This window comes from Bacillus sp. UNC437CL72CviS29, assembly GCF_000482345.1.
Classification (GTDB): Bacteria; Bacillota; Bacilli; order Bacillales; family Bacillaceae_G; genus Bacillus_A; species Bacillus_A arachidis.
Map to the genome: position 1 here is coordinate 101,113 of NZ_AXVB01000012.1, position 22,743 is coordinate 123,855.

The 22,743-nt window shown below is 35.6% G+C and carries 20 protein-coding genes, 2 pseudogenes and 3 other annotated features (1 of these 25 only partly in view); of the genes and pseudogenes, 8 read left to right on the forward strand and 14 right to left on the reverse strand.

Going from position 1 to position 22,743, the window contains the following annotated elements; genetic code table 11:
* Positions 1–7: 7 nt before the first annotated feature.
* The gene (locus M014_RS0112420) at positions 8–1,357 is read right to left on the reverse strand and encodes a HAMP domain-containing sensor histidine kinase (RefSeq protein WP_026592025.1); all 1,350 of its coding nucleotides are present in this window, start codon (positions 1,355–1,357) and stop codon (positions 8–10) included.
* Positions 1,354–2,025 carry a response regulator transcription factor gene (locus M014_RS0112425; protein WP_026592026.1) on the reverse strand — a complete coding sequence of 224 codons (672 nt, stop codon included), beginning with the start codon at positions 2,023–2,025 and terminating at the stop codon, positions 1,354–1,356. Before M014_RS0112425 ends, M014_RS0112420 begins: the two co-directional genes overlap by 4 nt.
* A gap of 177 nt (positions 2,026–2,202) precedes the next feature.
* Between M014_RS0112425 and M014_RS0112430 the strand changes: the two genes are divergently transcribed.
* Genes M014_RS0112430 through M014_RS0112440 form a run of 3 tightly spaced genes read left to right on the forward strand, consistent with a single transcriptional unit; the run spans position 2,203 to position 4,554 of the window.
* Positions 2,203–3,135 (forward strand): ABC transporter ATP-binding protein, encoded by a 933-nt coding sequence (locus M014_RS0112430; protein ID WP_026592027.1) that lies wholly within the window; start codon positions 2,203–2,205, stop codon positions 3,133–3,135.
* Entirely contained in the window at positions 3,110–3,826 is a 717-nt protein-coding gene (locus M014_RS0112435) for an ABC transporter permease (protein ID WP_026592028.1), read from the forward strand. Before M014_RS0112430 ends, M014_RS0112435 begins: the two co-directional genes overlap by 26 nt.
* Positions 3,826–4,554, forward strand: coding sequence for an ABC transporter permease (locus M014_RS0112440; protein ID WP_026592029.1), 729 nt, complete (start codon positions 3,826–3,828; stop codon positions 4,552–4,554). Before M014_RS0112435 ends, M014_RS0112440 begins: the two co-directional genes overlap by 1 nt.
* Before the next feature lie 58 nt (positions 4,555–4,612).
* Here M014_RS0112440 and M014_RS26875 read toward each other — a convergent pair.
* Positions 4,613–5,316, reverse strand: a pseudogene (locus M014_RS26875) (DUF554 domain-containing protein).
* A 409-nt stretch (positions 5,317–5,725) separates the two neighbouring features.
* Between M014_RS26875 and M014_RS0112450 the strand changes: the two are divergent.
* Complete coding sequence (locus M014_RS0112450; RefSeq protein WP_026592030.1) at positions 5,726–6,814, forward strand: CapA family protein; 1,089 nt, start codon at positions 5,726–5,728, stop codon at positions 6,812–6,814.
* A gap of 45 nt (positions 6,815–6,859) precedes the next feature.
* On the opposite strand, the gene ilvA is transcribed toward M014_RS0112450, so the two are convergent.
* From ilvA to M014_RS0112485, 7 genes are all read right to left on the reverse strand, one after another.
* Positions 6,860–8,122: a threonine ammonia-lyase IlvA gene (ilvA, locus tag M014_RS0112455; RefSeq protein ID WP_026592031.1), complete on the reverse strand. Its 1,263-nt coding sequence runs from the start codon at positions 8,120–8,122 to the stop codon at positions 6,860–6,862.
* 34 nt (positions 8,123–8,156) lie between these two features.
* A complete protein-coding gene (gene ilvD / locus M014_RS0112460) occupies positions 8,157–9,830 on the reverse strand; it encodes a dihydroxy-acid dehydratase (RefSeq protein WP_026592032.1) in 1,674 nt (557 codons plus the stop codon).
* Between the two features lie 45 nt (positions 9,831–9,875).
* Entirely contained in the window at positions 9,876–10,889 is a 1,014-nt protein-coding gene (locus M014_RS0112465) for a ketol-acid reductoisomerase (protein ID WP_026592033.1), read from the reverse strand.
* A gap of 15 nt (positions 10,890–10,904) precedes the next feature.
* Positions 10,905–11,135 carry an ACT domain-containing protein gene (locus M014_RS0112470; protein WP_026592034.1) on the reverse strand — a complete coding sequence of 77 codons (231 nt, stop codon included), beginning with the start codon at positions 11,133–11,135 and terminating at the stop codon, positions 10,905–10,907.
* On the reverse strand, positions 11,132–12,856 hold the full coding sequence (ilvB, locus tag M014_RS0112475) for an acetolactate synthase large subunit (RefSeq protein ID WP_026592035.1): 1,725 nt from the start codon (positions 12,854–12,856) through the stop codon (positions 11,132–11,134). The genes M014_RS0112470 and ilvB overlap by 4 nt, the downstream gene beginning before the upstream one ends.
* A 24-nt stretch (positions 12,857–12,880) precedes the next feature.
* Positions 12,881–13,780, reverse strand: coding sequence for a branched-chain-amino-acid transaminase (ilvE, locus tag M014_RS0112480; protein WP_026592036.1), 900 nt, complete (start codon positions 13,778–13,780; stop codon positions 12,881–12,883).
* A 152-nt stretch (positions 13,781–13,932) separates the two neighbouring features.
* Positions 13,933–14,176: a binding site (T-box leader), on the reverse strand.
* A gap of 67 nt (positions 14,177–14,243) precedes the next feature.
* Positions 14,244–14,490 (reverse strand) — a binding site (T-box leader).
* 229 nt (positions 14,491–14,719) lie between these two features.
* Entirely contained in the window at positions 14,720–15,775 is a 1,056-nt protein-coding gene (locus M014_RS0112485) for an FUSC family protein (protein WP_026592037.1), read from the reverse strand.
* 680 nt (positions 15,776–16,455) lie between these two features.
* Here M014_RS0112485 and M014_RS0112490 point away from each other — a divergent pair.
* The 3 genes and pseudogenes from M014_RS0112490 to msrA all read left to right on the forward strand — a co-directional run bounded on the left by M014_RS0112490 (position 16,456) and on the right by msrA (position 17,696).
* Positions 16,456–16,872 (forward strand): DUF1259 domain-containing protein, encoded by a 417-nt coding sequence (locus M014_RS0112490; protein ID WP_026592038.1) that lies wholly within the window; start codon positions 16,456–16,458, stop codon positions 16,870–16,872.
* Between the two features lie 94 nt (positions 16,873–16,966).
* Positions 16,967–17,070: pseudogene (locus M014_RS29180) on the forward strand (SDR family oxidoreductase); the annotation flags it as partial.
* Positions 17,071–17,159: 89 nt separating this feature from the next.
* On the forward strand, positions 17,160–17,696 hold the full coding sequence (gene msrA, locus M014_RS0112495) for a peptide-methionine (S)-S-oxide reductase MsrA (RefSeq protein ID WP_026592039.1): 537 nt from the start codon (positions 17,160–17,162) through the stop codon (positions 17,694–17,696).
* Between the two features lie 73 nt (positions 17,697–17,769).
* On the opposite strand, the gene speB is transcribed toward msrA, so the two are convergent.
* The 3 genes from speB to M014_RS0112510 form a co-directional block, all read right to left on the reverse strand.
* Entirely contained in the window at positions 17,770–18,714 is a 945-nt protein-coding gene (gene speB, locus M014_RS0112500; protein ID WP_026592040.1) for an agmatinase, read from the reverse strand.
* Between the two features lie 227 nt (positions 18,715–18,941).
* Positions 18,942–19,580 (reverse strand): FusB/FusC family EF-G-binding protein, encoded by a 639-nt coding sequence (locus M014_RS0112505; protein WP_026592041.1) that lies wholly within the window; start codon positions 19,578–19,580, stop codon positions 18,942–18,944.
* Positions 19,581–19,724: 144 nt separating this feature from the next.
* Positions 19,725–19,988: a CD3324 family protein gene (locus M014_RS0112510; RefSeq protein ID WP_026592042.1), complete on the reverse strand. Its 264-nt coding sequence runs from the start codon at positions 19,986–19,988 to the stop codon at positions 19,725–19,727.
* 306 nt (positions 19,989–20,294) lie between these two features.
* Between M014_RS0112510 and M014_RS0112520 the strand changes: the two genes are divergently transcribed.
* Entirely contained in the window at positions 20,295–20,984 is a 690-nt protein-coding gene (locus M014_RS0112520; RefSeq protein WP_026592043.1) for a polysaccharide deacetylase family protein, read from the forward strand.
* Positions 20,985–21,035: 51 nt separating this feature from the next.
* Here M014_RS0112520 and M014_RS0112525 read toward each other — a convergent pair whose 3' ends face one another.
* The gene (locus tag M014_RS0112525) at positions 21,036–22,373 is read right to left on the reverse strand and encodes a sodium-dependent transporter (RefSeq protein WP_026592044.1); all 1,338 of its coding nucleotides are present in this window, start codon (positions 22,371–22,373) and stop codon (positions 21,036–21,038) included.
* Positions 22,374–22,583: 210 nt separating this feature from the next.
* Positions 22,584–22,743, reverse strand: a binding site (T-box leader) (it continues 63 nt past the right edge of the window).

Consider the following 22,743-nt stretch of genomic DNA (forward strand, 5'->3'; position numbering starts at 1 on the left):
CTCCCTTTTACAGCAACTGTTTAAATATATACTTAACTCCCGTATCATCAGACTTTATATCCCATTCAATATCCATCTCTTTCGTCATAACTGCAATAATGGATAATCCAATTCCCGCACCTTTATTTGGCGAATGAGTATTTTGAAAACCTGGCCCATGGTCAACAACTGTAATTGTTTTTTCCTCATGGTTTACATATACTCCTATAAATTTCCCATCAGCTGCATGCCTAACTACATTTTGAATTATATTATCTATAATTCTTTGAAACCAATTTTCATCGATGTTCCAAAACAATTGCTTTTCCGGAATCACAATATCAACCTCAAAACCTTTCTCATCTAATATGTCATACCATGATGCAACAAGCTTTCTCATTAAACGTGTCATATCCGATCGTTCTGGATGATATGGATATTTCTTTGCCGTTATTAAAGAATAAGATAATAAATTCTCAATTAATTCTGCCACATAATTTATTTTTTCGTCCATTAACATCATTGTTTGATACCCTTTTACCGAAATCACTTCTTCTTTCAATGAATCTATTTGTGCACGCATTATCGTTAATGGTGTCCGTAAATCATGAGAAAGATCGGCAATTAATTTTCTACGAAATTGTTCCTCTTCCTCCTCCTTCAATCGACTTTGCAGTAAAGCCTCTACCATACGATTAAAAGACTCTTCTAATAAACCGATCTCGTCTTGCTTTGATATAGAAATTTTTGATGGAAGTGTCTGGTCATGAGGAAGTTCCATTGCTTTTTGTAGCTTTAATAATCTTTTTCTAATCTTAAGAAAAAAGATGATAGAGATAATGATAAACGTCGTAAAACATCCAATAATAACCATTCTAAAAACAATTTCATATCTTTCACGTATTTGAGCAATTGGTGCTTTCACATATTTCCTCGGAATTTGAAATACCATAAACGCCCCTTGTTTCTCTTTTCCAATGTAAGATACAACTGTAAATGGATCCCCTTCAAAACTCCTTTTCATAAACGCAACTGCATCACTTGCACTCCACTCCTGTGGAACATTTTGTTTTTCAGGAATTTGAAGGTTTGTTTTCCCTTGACTATCCACCCAAAACATTGATCCTTCTGGATATTTTTCTTGAAACTCTCGAAAAGTTCGCTCAATTCCTTCAGAATTTTTTTCGTGTAAATCTATCGCTTTATTTCTCCATTCCTCTTCTATTTGCACACTTGAATATGCAACTTTAAAATCTTCTATCCACTCTATATATTTAATAAAGAGAAACGAACTGAGTGGGACAATAAGAGGTAACATTATAATCGCTATAAATATGATAAATAGGTACTTTCGTAATAATGATGTACTTTTTATCATACTTTACACCGATAGCCTATCCCACGTATTGTTTCTATTATTTGAGGGCTACTAGGGTTTCTTTCTATTTTTTCGCGTAAATGACGGATATGAACCATCAATGATTTATCCCCTTCTATGTAGGATTCATTCCATACCGCTTCAAAAATTTGTTCTTTCGTTAATGTACGATTCATATTCTTCATCAAATAAAAAAAGATTTGATGCTGCTTTCCTGATAAAACAATTTCTTCACCCGTGTTTGTATCAACAATCCGGTATTCTTTCATAAATACTTTTAAATGTTTCACATGTTGCACTTCTGCTCCATCTTTATTGTACCGCCTTAATAAAACTTCAATACGTGCCATTAACTCTTTTGGATGGAATGGCTTTGTTATATAATCATCAGCAAATGTTAATCCATATATTTTATCTTCTAATGTTGTTCTTGCAGTTAGCATAATAATAGGGGTATCTGGATATTCCCTTTTAAAACGTTGACCAAGTGTAAAACCATCAAGACCTGGCAACATAACATCTAAAACAATAACATCTGCTATTTCACATACTTCATTGGCACCATTCTCTGAAGTAAACCATGCAACTTCATACTCTTGTTTTTGCAGTTCCCTTTTGACCCATTCCCCAATCTCAAGATCATCCTCAACATATAAAATGTGTGTCATTTTTTCACCCTCATATATAAATTTAACCGTTCTCTTCCATCATAAGAAATACAACACGATTTGAAAACCAATACACTCCAAAATTAGGTAATGCTGTATAAATTTAAACAAATCTTAAACTCTTCTAACATTATCATTAACCTTTATTTCCTATACTTGATTTGAGGTGATAGGAATATGAATTATATTTTGGAAACGACAGGGTTAACAAAAAGATATCGAAATGATTATGTAGTACATAACGTAGATTTAAAAATTCCAAAAGGAGAGATTTATGGATTTCTCGGGCCTAACGGAGCTGGTAAAACAACTAGTATTCGTATGCTTTTAGGCCTTATTAAACCAACGCAAGGAAGGGTCACTATATTTCAACAAGATTTAATGAAAGAGCGTTTATCGATACTATCTAAAATTGGAGCTCTTGTTGAAAATCCATCTTATTATGCCCACCTAAATGCCCTTGAGAATTTAGAGGTTTACCGGATTTTAAGAAATGCTCCGAAAGAAAAAATTGAGGAAGTGCTACAAATTGTCGGTTTACAACATGCTTCCAAACAAAAAGTAAAAGAATATTCATTAGGAATGAAACAACGGTTAGGAATTGCCATTGCCTTACTTGGTGATCCACAGCTATTAATTTTAGACGAGCCGACAAATGGACTCGATCCAGAAGGGATTCATGAAATTCGTATGCTAATTAAACAACTGGCGAAAGAAAGAGGAATTACCATCCTTATCTCTAGTCACTTATTAAGTGAAATTGATCAAATGGCAACTTATGTTGGAATTATCGCAAAAGGAAAGCTTATTTTTCAAGATAAAATAGAGATATTGCGCCAGCACGCTCAGCATTCTATTACACTTAGGACAGACAAACCAGATGTAGCTTGGAAGCTCATTCTCGCTAAAGGGATTCCTTCTATGCAAGAGGAAAATCAAATTATTCTATCAAATGTATCAAATGAAACTGTTGGCGAAATTGTAAAAACACTTGTAACACATAATATTTCTGTATTCCGAATTGAAGAAAATAAAAAGTCACTCGAAGAGATATTCTTACAGCTTATAAAGGAGGAAGAGACACATGTACAAACGCCTCTTTCAATCTGAGCTTTTAAAAATAAAAAGGAAATGGATTTGGTTTTTAATCTTTTTAGGACCAATGGGTGTTATTTCTCTTCAAGCATGTAACTTTTTTCTTCGATATGATTTTTTGACAAATAAATATGCGAAGGATTTATGGAGCGGCCTCATTTCTGAAGCTCAACCGCTTGCTCTCACAACTCTTATATTAGGAATTACGATCGTTACTTCTTTAATTGCACACATAGAGCATCATTCTAGTTCATGGAAGCATCTCTTATCCTTACCTATTAATAAGGGGCATATTTTTCTAGTAAAATTCATACTGGTATTTTTCCTGCTTACTGTATCTTGTTCTTTATTATTGATTGGTATAGTTGGATTGGGTTTAGTATTACAATTCGATGCTTCAATTCCATGGCTTTCTATATTTAAAATGAGTTTCTATCCTTATTGGTCGGCACTGCCAATTGTAGCTCTTCAACTATGGATTGCCATCATATTTCAAAACCAAAGTATCGCATTTACAATCGGACTGTTAGGAACTATTTTCACAATGTTTTCAATAGCTCTTCCCAATTGGTTTATATGGAGATGGCCAAGCCTACGCATTGACTGGGGATCTCCACTTCTATGTGTAGTAATAGGCCTAATCGTTGGTATATGTATGTTATGTATTGAAACAGCAGATTTTACTAGAAGGGATGTGCATAAATAATGCTTTGGCTTAAAACCATACAAGCTGAATTTTATAAAATAAAAAAAACCAAAATATGGACATTACTATTTTTAAGCCCGACTTTAGCAGGAGTAATAGCTTATGCAAATGCCTCAAACTATCCCGATTATAAACATTGGGAGCTAATTTATAATATCATGATACTGGTACATGGTATGTTGCTTCTTCCATTATTAACAGGCATTTTCACTGCATTTATTTGCCGATATGAACATTCAAACGGGGGATGGAAACAACTTTTGGTGCAGCCGATAGCAAGGTATCATACCTATATAACAAAATTTTTCTTTGTTCTCTTATTTGTAGGTACAATGCAAATTCTCTTCATTATAAGCTATGTTAGTGTTGGACAACTTTTACATATATCTAGTCCATTCCCTCTCATTCCTACAATTAAAAGTATTATAGGCGGTTGGATTGCTACTCTGCCTTTAATCGCCTTACAATTATGGGTTTCAACCATCTGGTCTAGCTTTGCGGCACCAATTGCTTTAAATGTTATAGCTTCCATACCCGCTATGGTAATTGCAAATTCTGCAAGGTTTGGTCCCATTTACCCATGGTCCCAACCTTTTCTTGCAATGCTTCCTAAAGAAGGATCTGGGCTGTTTTATATCTCTTTTCAAACACTGGTATTTGTCGTAATTGGGAGCTTTGTGATTTTATTTATAGGTGGCTTTATTCATTTCATGAAAAAAGCATATTAATTTTTACATACAAATAGTCCACAACTGTTCCAAAACAGTTGTGGACTATTTAGCTTAATTAAACATACAAATTATATCCATACATAATAGAAACAATTATTCCAACTACAAGTATCCCTGGCAATAAGTTTGCCACTTTAATTTTAATAAAACCAAGTAAATTTAATCCGATTGCAAAAATCATAATTCCGCCAGTTGCAGCCATTTCTATGATAAACTGATTCATTAGCTTTTCTGGTACAAAGCTATTAATTTGCGTCGCGAAAATCGCAATACCTCCCTCATATAAAACGACTGGTATCGCTGAAAATAGTACGCCTATTCCAAGCGTTTTCGTTAAAATGAGAGAAATAAATCCATCAATTATTGCTTTTGTAAATAGCACATCATGATTTCCACGAATACCACTATCTAAATCCCCATTGCACCGATAGCAAAGATTAATGTAGCTGTTACAAACCCAAGGGATATACTACCTTCCCCTTTTGAGCCAACCTTTTTTTCTAACCAATCTCCTAAACTCTTTAATTTCTCTTCTAACTCCAGCCATTCTCCAGCCACTGCACCAATAACAAGACTTATAATTACAACAAGAAAGTTTTCACTTTTCAATCCCATTTGAAGACCAAGTACAGTAACAGCTAAACCGATTGTATGCATAACTGTCCCTTTCATACTTTCCGGAATATTGCTTAATAGTTTACCTAAGATAGTACCAATTATGATACAAATTCCGTTCACTACCGCTCCTAATATAACCATTGTGCCTTTCCCATTCTCTTCAACCATTATATTTCTAATTTTTATATCTACCATACAACAAAATACAAGGATTTTTAACAGAATTTTCAAAACTTTATAAGTAAAATTGACTTATGTATTGTATTCTTTCATCGTTTCATGTTACCGTAATATTGCATACACTATGAGAGGAGCTCTCAATACATACCTATAATCTAACAGACGTATCTTTCAACCTACATATCATGTCTAGCATACATAGACTATTAAGCACTTACTCATTTTCTTACATATCATATGAAACTCTTATCAGCAGATTTTCTAAAGGTCAGTCATTATATAAAGGGAAACTTTAATCAGCCCTCACCAATCAAGATTTTACGGGCAGCCCGGAAATAGCGGGAGAATATTGAAAAAAGGAAAGATAACTATGACAACTTTATTTAAACGATTTATTTTAATTGTAATTCTTATTACGCCAATTGTTTTATTGATTAATAACTCCTTTACATCAAAAGCAAAAGATGCATCCGGAGTCGAAAATAAAAAAGAAAAAACAAAGAAAAAAGAAGATCCTGAAATTACACTTACGTTCTCTGGTGATACAATGTTTGATTGGCAATTGCGACCGGTTATTCAAAAAAACGGAGCTGATTATCCATTCCAACACGTAAAAGATGAAATAGCAAAAGCTGATATTTCCTTTATAAACTTGGAATCTACATTTACAACACGTGAGAAAAAAATTCCGGGTCAACAATTCTGGATTAAAAGCGACCCTGCCACCTTACAAACTATTAAAAATACCGGCTATGACATTGTCAATATCGGGAACAACCATACACTCGACTATGGACAAGAAGGTTTAATGGATACGATATCTCACGTAGAAAATCTAAAACTTCCTTATATTGGAGCAGGAAAAAATGCGAATGATGCATACACAGCAAGAGAAATTACAGTGAAAGGGAAAAAATTCAAATTCCTTTCCTTCGTTCGTTTCATGCCTGACTTTACCTGGGTAGCTGGTAAAGACAAGCCAGGTGTTGCAAATGGATATGATATCAATCAAGTCACAAAAACGATCAAAGAACAAAAGAAAGACGCTGATTATCTGATTGTGTATATGCATTGGGGCGTTGAAAAATCAAATAGACCTGTAGACTATCAAAAACAGTATGTACCGAAAATAGTCGAAGCTGGTGCTGATGCGATTGTTGGAAGTCATCCACATTGGTTACAAGGATTTGAATATTACAACAATGTCCCTGTCGCTTATTCGTTAGGAAACTTCTTGTTCCCTAACTATGTAAAAGGAAAAAGTGCTGAAACGGGTGTATTAACTCTTACCTTTAAAGGAAAAGACGTACAGATGTCATTTAATCCTTACATCATTCGTAATAATCAAATTTCACCAACTACTCCTGAGGAAAAGAAAAAAGCATTACAATATTTACAAACTGTTTCAACTGATGTAGAAATTGATGAAAATGGAACAATTAAAAACAAACGTAGTTAGAAAAAAGGAAGCTTTTGCATAAAAAGCTTCCTTTCTCTTTGTATATTAAATTAACAAATCAAACAAAACAGGATTTTTATTTAACTCCATAAATTGAATATTATTTTCTTGAAAACGGGTAATTAACGGCTCATAATCTTCTTTATGTTTTAGCTCTATCCCAACAAGCGCAGGCCCATTTTCTTTATTATGTTTTTTAATATACTCAAAACGAGTGATGTCATCTTCTGGTCCTAAACCTTTATCAAGAAATTCTCGCAATGCTCCTGAACGCTGCGGGAATTCAATAATAAAATAATGTTTTAATCCTTCATAAATGAGAGAGCGTTCTTTCATTTCTTGCATTCTATCAATATCATTATTGCCACCACTTAACGTACAAACAACGGTTTTCCCTTTAATTTCATCCTTGTAAAAATCGAGTGCTGCAATTGAAAGGGCACCAGCTGGCTCCGCAACGATTGCATTTTTCTTGTACAATTCTAAAATTGTTGTACAAATTTTTCCCTCAGGAACCAACACAATATTATCCAACACTTCTTTACAAATTTCAAAAGTCAATTTCCCTACTTTTTTAACCGCTGCCCCATCAACGAAACTATCAATTTTTTCTAGGGCTACATTTTCATTTTGTAAAAAAGCCTCTTTCATCGATGCTGCTCCCTTTGGTTCTACACCGATTACTTTTGTAGCAGGACTCACACCTTTTACATATGTACCAATACCTGATGCTAAGCCCCCTCCACCAATTGCAGCAAAGATGTAATCAACAGGTTTCTCCATATCGTGTAAGATTTCAACAGCGACTGTCCCTTGTCCTGCGATTACATACGGATCATCAAATGGATGAACGAACGTCATACGATTTTCTTCACAATAGCGCTGCGCTTCTTGAAAAGAGCTATCAAATGTATCCCCGACTAATACAATTTCCGCATAAGCACCACCAAAAAATTGTACTTGTGATACTTTCTGCTTCGGTGTTGTTGTTGGCATAAAAATTTTCGACTGAATCTTCAATAAATTACACGTATATGCAACTCCTTGCGCATGATTCCCAGCACTCGCACATACAACACCATTTTGCAATTGTTCTTTCGACAAACTTTGAATGACATTGTAAGCACCACGAATTTTAAACGAACGAATCACTTGTAAATCTTCCCGTTTTACATATACGTCACATTCATATTTCTCAGATAAAACTGAATCCCGTTGAAGCGGCGTTTTATTGACGATATCCTTCATATGATTATGAGCCACAAGGATATCTTCGATTTTCACTCTCTCCTTTACATTTTGCACCATCTCGTATCATTCCTTATCTCTTTTTTATATCGGTTCAATCAAAATTTTGTATTTTCAATACTGCACCTGTATTTGCTGATGTTACCATTTGTGCATAGCGTCCAAGCCATCCTGTTTTCACTTTTAACTCTGGTTTTTTCCATTCTTTTCTACGTTTTTCTAATTCTTCATCACTTACTCTCACTTCAAGTAAACGTTCTTCTACATCAATACATACGATATCACCGTGCTCAAGAAGTGCAATTGTCCCGCCGGCAGCAGCTTCAGGTGAAATATGCCCTACTGAAATACCTCGTGATGCCCCTGAAAAACGACCATCTGTTAACAGTGCAACATCTGCACCTAATCCCATACCAGCAATCGCCGAGGTTGGGGCTAACATTTCTGGCATCCCAGGTCCACCTTTTGGTCCTTCATAACGAATAACAACAACATCTCCCTTTTTCACTTTACCTAGCATAATCCCTGCAAGTGCCTCGTCTTGAGATTCAAAAATAACGCATGGTCCTTCAAAACGTTTCACTTCTGTTGCACCACTTTTAATAACAGCCCCATCTTTTGCAAGGTTTCCTTTTAATATACGCAGGCCACCTTCTTCACTATGAGGATTTTCAAGAGAATGAATGACTTCTTTATCATGAATTTCTGCATGAGCAATGTTTTCTCTTAATGTCTGACCAGTAGCTGTAATACGGTCCAGATGGAGTACACCCTCTTTTCTACTTAACTCTTTTAAAATAGCACTGATGCCACCCGCACGATCAATATCTTCCATATGCCAATTAGAAGCCGGACTCACTTTACATAAATGTGGAACGCGTCTTGAAACTACATCAATTCGGCTCATATCATATTCAAGTCCCGCTTCCTGTGCGAGTGCTAACGTATGTAATACCGTATTTGTTGATCCCCCCATCGCCATATCTAATGCAAATGCATCATCAATCGCCTCTTCTGTCACGATATCTCGAGGTTTAATATCACGTTCAATTAATACTTTTAATTTTTCAGCTGCTTGTTTAATAAGTTCCTCACGTCTTGGATCAGTTGCTAAAATACTCCCATTCCCAGGAAGTGCAAGTCCTAATACTTCACATAAGCAGTTCATTGAGTTTGCAGTAAACATACCTGAACAGGAACCGCAAGATGGACAACCATGATCTTCAATATCCTTTAATTCTTCTTCTGAAATCTTTCCAGATTGATAAGCTCCTACTCCTTCAAAAACAGAGCTTAAGTCGACTACTTCACCTTTCGATGTTTTCCCAGCTGCCATCGGTCCACCTGAAACAAATACAGTCGGAATGTTAACACGTAATGCCGCCATCATCATACCAGGTGTAATTTTGTCACAGTTCGGAATACAAATCATCCCATCAAACCAGTGAGCATTTACTACCGTTTCAACCGAATCCGCGATTATTTCACGGCTTGGGAGCGAATAGCGCATACCGATATGTCCCATCGCAATCCCGTCATCTACCCCAATTGTATTAAACTCAAATGGAACCATTCCTGCTGCACGTACGGCTTCTTTTACAAGGCGACCAAATTCATTTAAATGTTTATGCCCTGGAATAATTTCAATAAAAGAATTACAAATGGCTACAAAGGGCTTATCAAAATCCTCATCTTTTAAACCAGTTGCTTTTAATAAACTTCGATGTGGTGCTTTGTCAAAACCCTTTTTAATCATATCGCTTCTCATTTTTCCAAATCCTTTCCTGTTCACTTTTATTCATCTAATTTCACTCTATTTTTTTACTAACTTTTTTCCTTCTGACCCCTGAATCCAACTCATCATTTCACGGAGTTCCGCTCCTACTTTTTCAAGTTGATGATTTTGCTCTGCTTTTTTCATTGCATTATAAGTCGGGCGCCCAGCTTGGTTTTCTAGAATCCATTTCTTTGCAAATTCGCCTTGCTGAATCTCCGAAAGAACTCGTTTCATTTCTTTCTTCGTTTCATCTGTAACAATTCTAGATCCTGTTACATAATCACCAAACTCTGCTGTATCTGAAATAGAATGGCGCATATTCGTTAAACCGCCTTCGTACATTAAATCAACAATTAATTTAAGCTCATGTAAACATTCAAAATACGCAATTTCTGGACGATATCCTCCTTCTGTTAACGTTTCAAAACCTGCTTTTACAAGTGCCGTTACCCCTCCGCATAATACAGCTTGTTCTCCAAATAAATCCGTCTCTGTTTCTTCTTGGAATGATGTTTCAATTACACCAGCACGTGTACAACCAACTCCTTTTGCATATGCAAGAGCAACATCAAACGCTCTCCCAGTTGCATTTTGATGAACCGCAACTAATGCAGGGACCCCATTTCCTTCTTGGAAAACACGGCGAACAAGATGTCCTGGACTTTTGGGCGCAACCATCGCTACATCTACGTAACTTGGTGGCTGGATTTGTCCAAAGTGAATATTAAATCCATGTGAGAAAAGTAACATTTGTCCTTCACGAAGATTTTCTTCTACTTCATTTCGATATACATGCGCCTGCTGTTCATCTGGCAATAATACTTGCACAACGTCTGCGGTTCGTACCGCTTCTGAAACTGGCATTACTTCAAAACCATCCACTTTCGCTACCTCAAATGATTTCCCTGGACGAACTCCGACTACAACACGAACTCCAGAATCACGTAAATTTTGTGCTTGCGCATGACCTTGTGAACCATAACCAACTACCGCCACTGTTTTCCCTGCTAATACCTCTAAATTCGCATCTTGTTCATAATATGTTTTCATTTTCACATACACTCCTTATAATTTGTTTACTTGCAGAACATCAATTAACTTTTTCAACTGATTTACGAGCAATGTCGCTTCATTTTCTGTACAAACTGTTATAAGTTTCATTTCCGAAATCTCTCTTGTTTCTCCTTCATTTAAATTTAAAGAAGAAATATTATAACCACGCCGAGCAAAAATCCCACATACTCTTAGTAAAACTCCAGGATCGTTATTGACAACGAGTGAAAAAGTATGACTCATTCTTCCCACCTCTTCATAATCATTTCATGATTCCCTTTATTAGGAGGGACCATGGGAAATACGTTTTCGCCCTCTTCTACACAAAAATCAACAACAACTGGTCCTTGATGACAAAATGCTTCTAACATGACTTGTTTCGCTTCAATTGGATTTGTAGCGCGTAAACCTTTTACTCCATATGCTTCTGCTACTTTTACAAAATCAGGTGATCCAATCTGTGATTCTGATAAACGATTTTCATAGAACATCTCTTGCCACTGTCTGACCATGCCTAAAAACTTGTTATTAATAATAAAAACTTTCACTGGAATATTATTTTCAGCAATTGTTTGCAATTCTTGAATGTTCATTTGAAATGAAGCATCTCCCGCAATACAGACAACTGGCTTATCCTCAAATGCAAGCTGAGCACCGATTGCTGCTGGGAATCCAAACCCCATCGTTCCTAGTCCACCAGATGTTAGAAATGTTCGCGGTTTTTGCGCCTTATAAAAATGCGCTGCCCACATTTGATGCTGTCCGACTTCTGTGGTCACAATTGCTTCACCATTTGTTAGTTCACTTACTAAATGAATCACATGCTGCGGCTTTAATTTTGATTCACTCTGTTCATATGACAGCGGGTATTCTTCTTGCCATGTTCTTACTCTCTCTACCCATGCATCAGTTTGACATGCTACTCGCATATCTACTAACATCTGCATCGCTCGTTTCACATCCCCTACGATTGGATATTCTACCGTCACATTTTTATGAAGTTCCGCTGGATCAATATCGATATGTACCTTTTTCGAATGAGGTGAAAATAACTCTAACTTTCCTGTGACTCGATCATCGAAACGAACTCCAAATGCAAGAAGCAAATCACATTCCGTTACTGCCATATTTGCAGCATACGTCCCATGCATACCAAGCATCCCTAAAAACAGAGGATCTCCTGGTGGATAAGCACCAAGTCCCATTAAAGTTGAAACGACTGGAATTTGATTCCGCCCCGCAAATGTTAGAAGCTCTTCAGATGCATCTGCATGAATGACACCGCCGCCGATATACAGTAGCGGGCGATCTGCTTTTGAAATTGCCTCTGCCACGCTCTCCAGCTGCATTTTGTCTGGTTCGATCCGTGGCTTATAACCAGGAATTTGAACTTCTCCTTCAAAAACATTCGTTACAATAGAATTTTGAACATCCTTTGGAATATCAATTAACACCGGACCCGGCCGTCCACTTTTGGCAATATAATATGCTTCTTGCAATATACGTGATAACTGATTTACATCCCGTACTTGATAATTATGTTTTGTAACCGGCATTGTAATTCCCACAACATCCGCTTCTTGAAATCCATCTTTTCCAATGAGAGGTGTCGCTACCTGACCGGTAATAACAACTAAAGGAATCGAATCCATATATGCATCTGCTAAACCAGTAACTAAATTTGTAGCCCCTGGACCGGAGGTAGCAAATACTACCCCGACCTCCCCAGAGGCTCTCGCATATCCTTCCGCACCATGAATGGCAGCTTGTTCATGACGCGTTAAAATATGTTTCAAACCACTGTCATACAGCGCGTCATAAACTGGTAAAATAGCTCCGCCCGGATAGCCAAACACGGTTGTTACACCTAATTTTTTTAAGCAGTGAATCACATGTCCGGCACCTGTTACTTTTTTTACTTCTCCGCTATATACTTCATCACACACTGCATGTTGTTCCACCATTTCAATAACTCCTTCCCCTGTTTGTTAAGCTAAACTTTCTGCTAGTCCCGGAACGCGCACTCCTCGCTCTCTCGTTAACTTTTTAAATTCTTCCGTTAACTGTTTTGTTACTTCCCCTGGATTTCCATTTCCAATTTCTCTTGAATCCACTCTTACAACTGGAATTAATTCCGCTGCAGTTCCTGTTAAAAATACTTCATCTGCTACATATACATCGTGTCGAGTAAATGGTCTTTCTTCACAAGGAATATTTAGCCGTTCACAAAGTTCAATGACACTATTTCTTGTAATCCCTTCAAGAGCTCCTAAATAGGCAGGTGGCGTTACTACTTTTCCATCTTTCACAATGAACACGTTATCTCCCGATCCTTCACAAACATACCCTTGTTGATTTAACATAAGCGCTTCAAGCACACCTGCTTGTGCTGCTTCAATCTTCACTAATACGTTATTTAAATAATTCATCGACTTAATACGTGGGTCAAGTGCGTCTGGCATATTCCGACGAGACGCAACCGATACAACGCTAAGCCCGTTATCATAAAACTCTTGCGGGAACAACTTTAACTGTTCCGCAATGATGATGACACTTGGTTTCGTACAGCTTCTTGGATCCAGCCCTAAATCCCCTTTTCCTCTTGAAACAATTAATCTAATATATGCATCTGCATATTCATTTTTTTGTAGTGTCTGTAAAACTGCTTGTTCCATCTCTTCGATTGTCATTGGGATTGTTAGTAAAATCGATTTCGCAGATTCATATAAACGCTTTAAGTGTTCTTTTAAACAAAATACATTTCCTCCGTAACTACGAATCCCCTCAAATACGCCGTCTCCATACAAAAATCCATGATCATAAACAGATACAACAGCCTTTTCTTTCTCTACTAATTCTCCATTCATATAGATATACTGGTTTTTCATCCTACATCGCTCCTCTTTTTTTATCTCTTTATGTGCAATCCATCTTTGTATCGATTGCTGAGAAGAATATATTTTTCTAAATCTTCTGTAAATTAATTATAAAAATATCCTCGCCTCAACAATCGATTTTCTACAAACGTGTAATAATCCATTGCTGAGACGAGGGAATCGTGGTACCACTCAGCTTCCTTATACTTCTCGCGAAATACAAGCTCTGTAAGTCCTATTAGACTTTTGTTCTTTTATCGTGAACAACTCCGCTGCGCTCTACTCAGTTTTTTCGAGGGCAGTGCTCTGAGGTGATTTTCAACCGATACAATTGTTACCACCCTCACAGCCACGGGGTAGCTCTCTGAAACAATCTATATCGTTTACTCTCCTCTTCTTTGCATTACTCTATTCTCTTTTCTAAAATAAAAACTCTCGCCTCAGCAATCAATCACTACATCATAGTAGCTTTGATTGCTGAGGCGAGAGTTTCGCGTTACCACTCAGCTTCCTTATATTTCTCACAAAATATAAGCTTTGTAAGTCCTATCAGACTTTCATCCTTTTACCGGAGATGAAACCGCCGCCCTCTACTCAGTTTTCCTTTCGTAAGCGATGCTCCAAGGTGATTTTCAATGATTCGATCGTTACCACCCTCACAGCCACGGGGCAGCTCTCTGAAACTTTCGTAATCATCTACTTTTCCTCTTCCCTGCATATACAATATATAAAAGTTAGAAAATTCTCAATTCAACTTTAGTTGTTACACGTATTATAGGACTTTGATCTTTTCATTGTCAACATATTTTTCGAAAAATTTATATTTTAAATTATAATCAAAACATTTAAATGTGGATCTTTTTTGTTAAAACATAGATTTTGGTATGTTAAGAAGAAGCTTTTTTGCTAACCTAGCATCCCCACAGATTCTCTTGTACAAGAACCGAGCTACTAATAATTATCCTTCCTTAACTCTTGAATAAATTTAAGCGTTTCATTATACAAACCCAATTGATATCTATAGTGCTCTAATTCTGGTGAGATATTGATTTGTACAGAAATCGAAGATAAGTCTAATAAATCCAGATGAAATTTAGAAACCCTAAAATTTTGACGATCCTCTGAACTCTTATTGAGTTGATTTTCTATGTACCTTCCTAGCATTTGTAGTTGAATCGTCCATTGTTGTTGATCCGTTTTTGAAATGCAGTCTGTGTTAGACCAGTCACTAAATGTATTGATTATATTAGAAAGGTAGATATACCCTACCTTTAACTGCACAAGGAATTGTTCGTTTTGTTTTAATATTTGTTTTTTATTCTTAGCAAATGGATTCAATTTCAAACTTTTTTCCGCCAGCTTAAAATCTTTTTGCACTTGATGCAGTTCCTGAAGTAGGTTCGTCACATCTTTTCTTAACTGCTGCCCGTTAACAGAGCCACAATTCGTATTTACCCAATCAGCTGCTCTTTCAAACAACTGTACAAGATGAAATCCAAACTGACTTAAAGTCTGACGAGCTTCCTTCACATAATTGGGTGGGAAAATTATCATATGGATAATAACGGCAATAAGTGCTCCTATAATAGTATCTCTGATTCGATCTATGACATAATAATTTGTTTTATGAACAAAGACAAAAACTAATAAAATCGTTAAAGCCACTTGATGTATTATTGTTTTATGTACCCTTAGTACAACTGGAAGCAACATTCCTCCAAGCAATAATAATCCTATCGTCCACCCATTAACTTCTAAATGATTGATAATAAAAACGGTAACGGAAATCCCGAAAATAGTGCCGATAATTCTGTAAAAAGCATACATGGCAGAATGTTGGACTGTTTCTTGTATAGAAAGAATAACAGTCAGTGGTGCCAAATAAGGATGTTTTGATCCTAGCATTTTTGCTAATTCCCATGATAAACCAGAAGCTAAAGCTATTTTTGTTATCAGCATTACTCCTTTTAGTAGTCCAGTCTTTTTCTTACCTATGTTTCTTTTCATACAAACTCCTTTTTTCAAAAAATCACATTAGATAAAATTCCCTACACTTACTCTAAATCACAGACAATCCAGTTACCGAACATGAAACTTGATTATTTCACCAATACAAAAATAAATCGAACCTTCATGAAAAGGTGTATTTAACCTAAATACATGACTCTATATAAAAATAGCTACAAAAGTAAATTTAATTTATACCTACTATTCATGCCCTGTTCTATATTTTTTTATCCTTCCATTATCCATAGGACTATACTTTACAAGCAATCGAACTTCCCATAACAGGAATTATTGGAACAATGATGGTATAACATATAGAACTAATACCTATTCAAGCTGAAACTTTTTTGAATTGACGAAAATATGTTTCATGTTCATTTCCCACTTTTTCTGAAATTAATAGGTCATAAATTTTTAAGAATTCACACATTGTGACCTGTTTTTCTTTGCTGTAGAAGAGGAATTGTATTTAATTATTAAAGTACAATTCCTTGATTCGTCCTATTTTTAATGTGTTAGAGCAAGGAGGCATAAGTAATCATATGAGTTAATTTGTACATATGGATCAACACCGCCTCTTTGAAGCTCAAAGAAGTTTAAAAAAATCTGCATGAGCCTAGCGCATGAACTATACGAGAATATAAGACAAATCATTTTGTACGATAAAGGGGAGTAAATCCATGAATGATTTAAATAGTCTTTGCGGACAATTTGCTACAATTCTTAAAGGAAAAAGTAAAATAAATCAAAATGGTTGTTCGGTATCTTTACGTCGCAATTTTAATGTGCTTGTTCAGGGAAAGCTCAGTGGCAATGTAATACCTGTAGGAGTAAGTTTTGAATCTTTGGATCAAAGTGGAAATGCTTTAAATTTAGGAGAAATTGCTGTTTTACAAGAAGAAATCCCTTCATTTATGCGCGCAATTGTGCAACAGGGAATTATTGTTAGTGCTTTACACAACCATTGGTTATATACGAGTCCATTAATCATGTACATTCATCTCCAATCAGTGGAGCCCCCATTACATTTTGCGAAAAAATTAGCAAATTCTTTTTCAGCCTTAAGTAGTTATCCGGTTGCTGACACCGAGAGTTAATGTTAGACGAATCATATGTATTTACCTTTACCAAACATGTTCTCACTGTCTACGATCCCTTTAACTTTCTTTACGTAATCTAAGAAGTGAGCAAGGTGCAATAGAGGCCATTGCAGATACGGCTACATTTCTCGCTTCCCTGACAACCGTTGGGTTACCGGTCAATTGATCGATGTGAGTGGCGGCTCTTGCTTATAAAAACACATATTTGCAAATCTTTTTCATTGCGGAATAAAACAATTTATATAATACTAGATAAAACATATCTATTTAGGAGGATTACAGCAATGACAGAAAAAACATACGAACTCGCAACCTTTGCAGGTGGCTGTTTTTGGTGCATGGTAAAACCATTTGACGAGCTTCCAGGTATTCAAAAAGTTGTTTCAGGCTATGCTGGTGGTCATATCGAAAATCCAACATACGAACAAGTAAAAGCTGGAACATCTGGACATTTAGAAGTTGTTCAAATTACATTCGATCCTTCTATTTTTCCTTATCAAAAATTGCTAGATTTATATTGGCCACAAATTGATCCAACCGATGACGGCGGACAATTTTTTGACCGCGGTCCATCCTATCGCACAGCAATTTTTTATCATAATGAAAATCAAAAAGAGCTAGCTGAAAAATCAAAGCACGCGCTAGCTAAAAGTGGTATGTTTAAAGACCCAATTGTAACAGAAATTCGTCCACCCGCTCCTTTTTACGAAGCGGAAGAATACCATCAACATTTTTATAAAAAAAATCCTGAGAAATATGCTCAGGAGCGTAAAGAATCTGGTCGTGAAGATTTTATTAAGGAAAATTGGCAACAGAAATAATAAATGACATCTTTAAGGCCGATGAAAAATGGTTTCATCGGCCTTTTTGTATTTCAGTATAATAATTAACTCCTTACTTATTCCCTTCATTTTTCAACTGCAACGCAATTAAACTAGCAAAATCATGCACAAGTGTCGCAGCTAAAAGCGACGTAATTTGCGATTGATCATATGGCGGTAATACTTCTACTAAATCGAAACCAATATAATTAAACCCACTTAATGAGCGCACCATATTTAATGTCTCACGGCTGTTAAATCCCCCCACCTCTAACGTACCTGTACCAGGCGCACAAGATGGATCTACAAAATCAATATCAAATGTTAAGAAACACGGTGTATCGCCAATCGTTTCCCTCATTTGCTTAAGAACGCTCTCAAAACCACGATTACATAATTCCGCTGTTGTAATGACGTTATATCCCAAGTCGCTACTAGCTTCTATATCACCAGGATGATTCAATGTTCCTCGAATTCCAATTTGAAATACTTTATCTGGTTGTAATAGCCCTTCCTCATGTGCACGTATAAACGGCGAACCGTGCCAATATTTTTCCTCATAATATGTATCCCATGTATCAGTATGAGAGTCGAAATGAATCATTGCTACCGGTCCATGAACTTTAGCTGCTGCACGAAGACTTGCTAATGTAACTGAATGATCTCCACCAAGTCCGATTGGAATAATTCCTTGATTCATTAAACCAAAAACAGCTTCTTCAATTATATCATAGCTGCGATGAATATTATGCGGAATAACAGACACATCACCAATATCAATCGCATTTGTGTCATCGAACGGATATACATGGTGAATTGGATGATATGGAAATAGTGTCATAGATGCTTGACGAATGGCTTGCGGAGCAAAACGCGCACCGACGCGAAAGGAAGCAGCCGTATCAAACGGCATTCCTAAAATTGCAACTTTTGCTTTTTCATTACTTGATGGCAATCTCATAAATGTACCTGTCGTACAAAACTCTGGTTTTACATCTGGCGTTAGTGGATATTTCATTTCTCATTTCCCCTTTTAAACATGATTTTTACATTTAAAAGAAACTTACTTTAAATACCTTTTTCTTTTATTACAATGCAAAAATTGTGCCATTTAAAAAGTGATTCATTACTTTCTCTCCGTACTTTTTTATCTATGCAAAATTGAATAAATCATGACATAACGCATAAAAAGGACGAAAGATATTCGTCCTTTTTGTTTTCTATATTTATCACTCCAGCTATAATTTATTTTCTCAATCTCTCAATAAAATCATTCAACCTATCAAGCGATTTCATATTCTGATTACAAGCAATACTATCTTGACAGATATAATTTCCTTTTTTAACAAAAGTACCTGGTATATCCCCTTTTATTTCAACTAAAAACATTCCTACTTCTTCATGACCGTGGCACAATGCACAAATGCCTTTTTTATTTAAACTTTGGAACGTTCCTTGCAAACCAACAAACTTGTTTCTGTTTTTCGCTATAATAAACTTTTTACCAGTTCCTTTATCGATCCAACCTAGATATGACATTTCTTTCATATTTATTTCTTCCATTTCAGGGAGCTTCAGTTTTTTAGCTTTAGGAAATAACTTTTTTAACGCTTGAGGTGTAACTTCCTGAAAAGGAATGACATATGGGGTTAACTTGAGTAAAAATGCTTCTGCATCCTCTCTATTTTCAACTGTTAAAATCATATCAATTAATTCTTTTTGTTCAGCAGTAAGATTTTCAAAAACATGTAATACTTTTTCTATTGCAAGTGACTTCAGGGCAGTAATAACACCTCTATCATTTGCTGTTGCATGCCCGTGCACTAGAATATGAGTTTGTGATTTTATAAAATTATATTGATCACTTCTAATAAATGCTTCCATTGTTATCACTCCATACAAATTGTTGATCTCTTATTATTTTATACAATAAACTCATTTTATAAAATGCAGAAAATAATTTAGAAACAAAGTTTACATAAAAAGCACTGATTATTTCATATAAAATAATCAGTGCTTACGTCATTTTTATTTAGAATACACTATTTTCTTAATTGTTTCATTCGAAAGAAAATATTCTTCAGCTAATTGATGAATAGATACCCCGCTTTTAAATGCATATTTAATCGCTCGATTCCGCTCATCAAGTTGCTTTCTTCCTCCAGATCGTGTACCCCATTTATAATGTGTATTTTCCTGTTTTGGAATATAAATTGTTTCACCTTGCACATACTTTTGAATTTCTATAATTAAATTTTCTGGTAAAACAGCCGCTGCTTTTACGTATTTCATTTCTGCTCGCCCCTTATTTTTTATGATCCATTTCAATAAGGTGCAAAGCCAAATATAAAAGAAATGATACGAGCTCATTTTGGCGATTGTATATTACTTGTCTACCTCACGTAAAGTATCGCCATTTCCATACTTGGCTTTGCATGAGACGCTGCAGTATTTGGCAATTGTATTGTAATCACCATATCAACACCTCCTAATATACCTTTTGATTCTTATTATATGACAACTTTTTCTTTCTTGCATCCTCATGATTTTTAAAAAAGCAGTAATTTATTTGTTTTGATATAATACATACAAATTGAAATGAAAAAAAGAATCATTACATCATTCATTATACTAATCACTCTTCTCATCTTACTATTTGGAGCCTATAAACTCATGAATTCACGAACGTATCAATTATTTGGTGAATTAACAAATCGAGTAGAAACAAATCAAAAGATTGTTGCACTAACCTTTGATGATGGTCCTACAAAAAATGTAGAAAAAACATTACCACTCTTAAATAAATATAATGCGAACGCTACTTTTTTTGTTATTGGAACTGAACTAGAGAAAAACTTAAAATTAGGGCGAGCAATCGTAAAATCTGGACATCAACTTGGAAATCATACATATTCTCATAATCGAATGATTTTTAAGACACCTTCTTTTATGAAAGAAGAAATTGAAAAAACAAATACATTCATTCGCGCAACAGGATATACAGATCAAATTGATTTCCCGCCACCGAATGGAAAAAAATTAATCGGCTTGCCCTACTATTTAAACAAGCATCACATTGAAACCATTACTTGGGACCTTGAGCCTGACACGTATTACAATTCACCCTCTGATAAAGTGAACTATGTAAATAAAAATGGAAAACCTGGTTCTATCATCTTATTACATTATGATTCTGAAAAGTATTTACAGGCACTTGAAGGTATTTTAGATTCTTTATCTAAAAAAGGTTATCAATTTGTAACTGTAAACGAATTGCAAAAAAGATAATTCTACAGTGAAAAGGCCCTAGCATCATGTTATGCTAGAGCCTTTTGTATTTTAAATTACTCCAATCACATCTAAAAATACGATAATAATAGCAATTGGTGCTACATAGCGAAGTAAACATAGCCATAAAACAAATAGTTTATATCCTTTATTTTTACTTACACCAAGTTCTTTCATTAATACGTCTTTCTTCATTTTTAATGGAACAAAGATTGCAACTAATAAAACACCAAGCGGCATAAGTACATTACTTACTGCAAAGTCTGCTAAATCAAATATTGTTTTTCCAAAGAGCTTCACATCGCTTAGCACACCATATGATAGTGCCGATGGAATCCCAACAACGAAAATTAATAATCCAACAATCAATGCAACCTTTTCACGTTTCCCTTTACCTTTTGTTGTTAACGAGGCAACGCTAATTTCTAACATAGAAATTGCTGATGTTATAGTGGCAAAGAAAAATAGTAATAAGAAAACAATGAAAAATAGTTTTCCGAATGCCATTTTACTGAAAATAGCTGGTAGTACAATAAATAATAATCCTGGGCCTTGAGATGGTTCCATTCCAAATGCGAATACAACTGGGAAAATCGCAAGTCCAGCAAGCAATGTAATAACAAGTGTTAAACCAACAATAGAAAATGCTGAACGCGGCAGACTTTCTTCTTTTGGTAAATAGGAACTATAAGTTACCATTACTGCTACCCCGACAGATAAAGAGAAGAATGATTGTCCCATCGCATATAAAACAATTTCAGATGTTACATGCGAGAAGTCCGGTTGTAAGAAGAAGCGAACACCTTCTCCTGCTCCATCTAATGTAAGTGCACGAACAATTAACACGAAAAATAAAATAAATAGTGCTGGCATAAAATATTTATTTACTTTTTCAACACCGTTTTGGACGCCTTTACTTACGATAAAAATAGTAATAAGAATAAATAATAGCTGTGAGCCAACTGCTAAATACGGATTGGAAATGATTTCACCAAATGTTGCTTCGTATGCACCATTCCCTTCCCACAATCTACCTGTAACTGCATTCCATAAATATAATAAAATCCAACCTCCAACAACACTGTAGAAAGAAAGTAATATGAAACATGTTACAATCCCTAATTTACCAAGCCATTGCCATAACGTTTTAGGAGCGATTTCTCTATATGCATCCACAGCCTCTTTTTGTGTACTTCTTCCAATTACAAATTCTGCTAATAATAAAGGTAAACCAATCAGTAAAGTAAAACCGATGAAAATAAGGAAGAACGCACCGCCTCCTCCAATACCGGCCATATATGGGAACTTCCAAATTGCTCCAAGTCCAATCGCTGATCCTGCTGCAGCTAAAACGAAACCTAATTTCGATGTCCATTGCTGTGAATTCATATTTTTATCTCCTCTCTCTTCTATTCTTTCATACATTTCGTCCTTACTCGTATTGTTCTAGCCTGTTTCCTTTCTAATACAACCACTTCCTTTCAAAAATAAAAAAACGCCCCTACGAAAACGTAGGGACGATAAAATATCGCGGTACCACCCTAGTTATGAAGATACAACAAGAATAATCCCTAAATAAAAAACGCCCCTACGTAAAAACGTAGGGACGATATATATCGCGGTACCACCCTAGTTGTGAAAAATTCTTCACCACTTTATTTGATAACGGTATACACTACCGTCTTTCATTTCTTCACAACGTGAGATTTATGAAAGATGCTCCAGGACGAACTTCATGAATAATCTATATACTGATTCA

Bases quoted from the DNA above. Each gene is read 5' to 3' on its own strand.
- ilvB (WP_026592035.1), bottom strand. From the start codon at position 12,856: ATGGTGGAACAACATGCAGTGTGTGATGAAGTATATAGCGGAGAAGTA.
- M014_RS0112525 (WP_026592044.1), bottom strand. From the start codon at position 22,373: ATGAATTCACAGCAATGGACATCGAAATTAGGTTTCGTTTTAGCTGCA.
- M014_RS0112470 (WP_026592034.1), bottom strand. From the start codon at position 11,135: ATGAGTCATACTTTTTCACTCGTTGTCAATAACGATCCTGGAGTTTTA.
- ilvE (WP_026592036.1), bottom strand. From the start codon at position 13,780: ATGAAAAACCAGTATATCTATATGAATGGAGAATTAGTAGAGAAAGAA.
- M014_RS0112465 (WP_026592033.1), bottom strand. From the start codon at position 10,889: ATGAAAACATATTATGAACAAGATGCGAATTTAGAGGTATTAGCAGGG.
- M014_RS0112430 (WP_026592027.1), top strand. From the start codon at position 2,203: ATGAATTATATTTTGGAAACGACAGGGTTAACAAAAAGATATCGAAAT.
- M014_RS0112520 (WP_026592043.1), top strand. From the start codon at position 20,295: ATGAAAAAAAGAATCATTACATCATTCATTATACTAATCACTCTTCTC.
- M014_RS0112420 (WP_026592025.1), bottom strand. From the start codon at position 1,357: ATGATAAAAAGTACATCATTATTACGAAAGTACCTATTTATCATATTT.
- ilvA (WP_026592031.1), bottom strand. From the start codon at position 8,122: ATGGTGCAAAATGTAAAGGAGAGAGTGAAAATCGAAGATATCCTTGTG.
- msrA (WP_026592039.1), top strand. From the start codon at position 17,160: ATGACAGAAAAAACATACGAACTCGCAACCTTTGCAGGTGGCTGTTTT.
- M014_RS0112450 (WP_026592030.1), top strand. From the start codon at position 5,726: ATGACAACTTTATTTAAACGATTTATTTTAATTGTAATTCTTATTACG.
- M014_RS0112435 (WP_026592028.1), top strand. From the start codon at position 3,110: ATGTACAAACGCCTCTTTCAATCTGAGCTTTTAAAAATAAAAAGGAAA.
- M014_RS0112440 (WP_026592029.1), top strand. From the start codon at position 3,826: ATGCTTTGGCTTAAAACCATACAAGCTGAATTTTATAAAATAAAAAAA.
- M014_RS0112485 (WP_026592037.1), bottom strand. From the start codon at position 15,775: ATGAAAAGAAACATAGGTAAGAAAAAGACTGGACTACTAAAAGGAGTA.
- M014_RS0112425 (WP_026592026.1), bottom strand. From the start codon at position 2,025: ATGACACACATTTTATATGTTGAGGATGATCTTGAGATTGGGGAATGG.
- speB (WP_026592040.1), bottom strand. From the start codon at position 18,714: ATGAAATATCCACTAACGCCAGATGTAAAACCAGAGTTTTGTACGACA.
- M014_RS0112490 (WP_026592038.1), top strand. From the start codon at position 16,456: ATGAATGATTTAAATAGTCTTTGCGGACAATTTGCTACAATTCTTAAA.
- ilvD (WP_026592032.1), bottom strand. From the start codon at position 9,830: ATGAGAAGCGATATGATTAAAAAGGGTTTTGACAAAGCACCACATCGA.
- M014_RS0112505 (WP_026592041.1), bottom strand. From the start codon at position 19,580: ATGGAAGCATTTATTAGAAGTGATCAATATAATTTTATAAAATCACAA.
- M014_RS0112510 (WP_026592042.1), bottom strand. From the start codon at position 19,988: ATGAAATACGTAAAAGCAGCGGCTGTTTTACCAGAAAATTTAATTATA.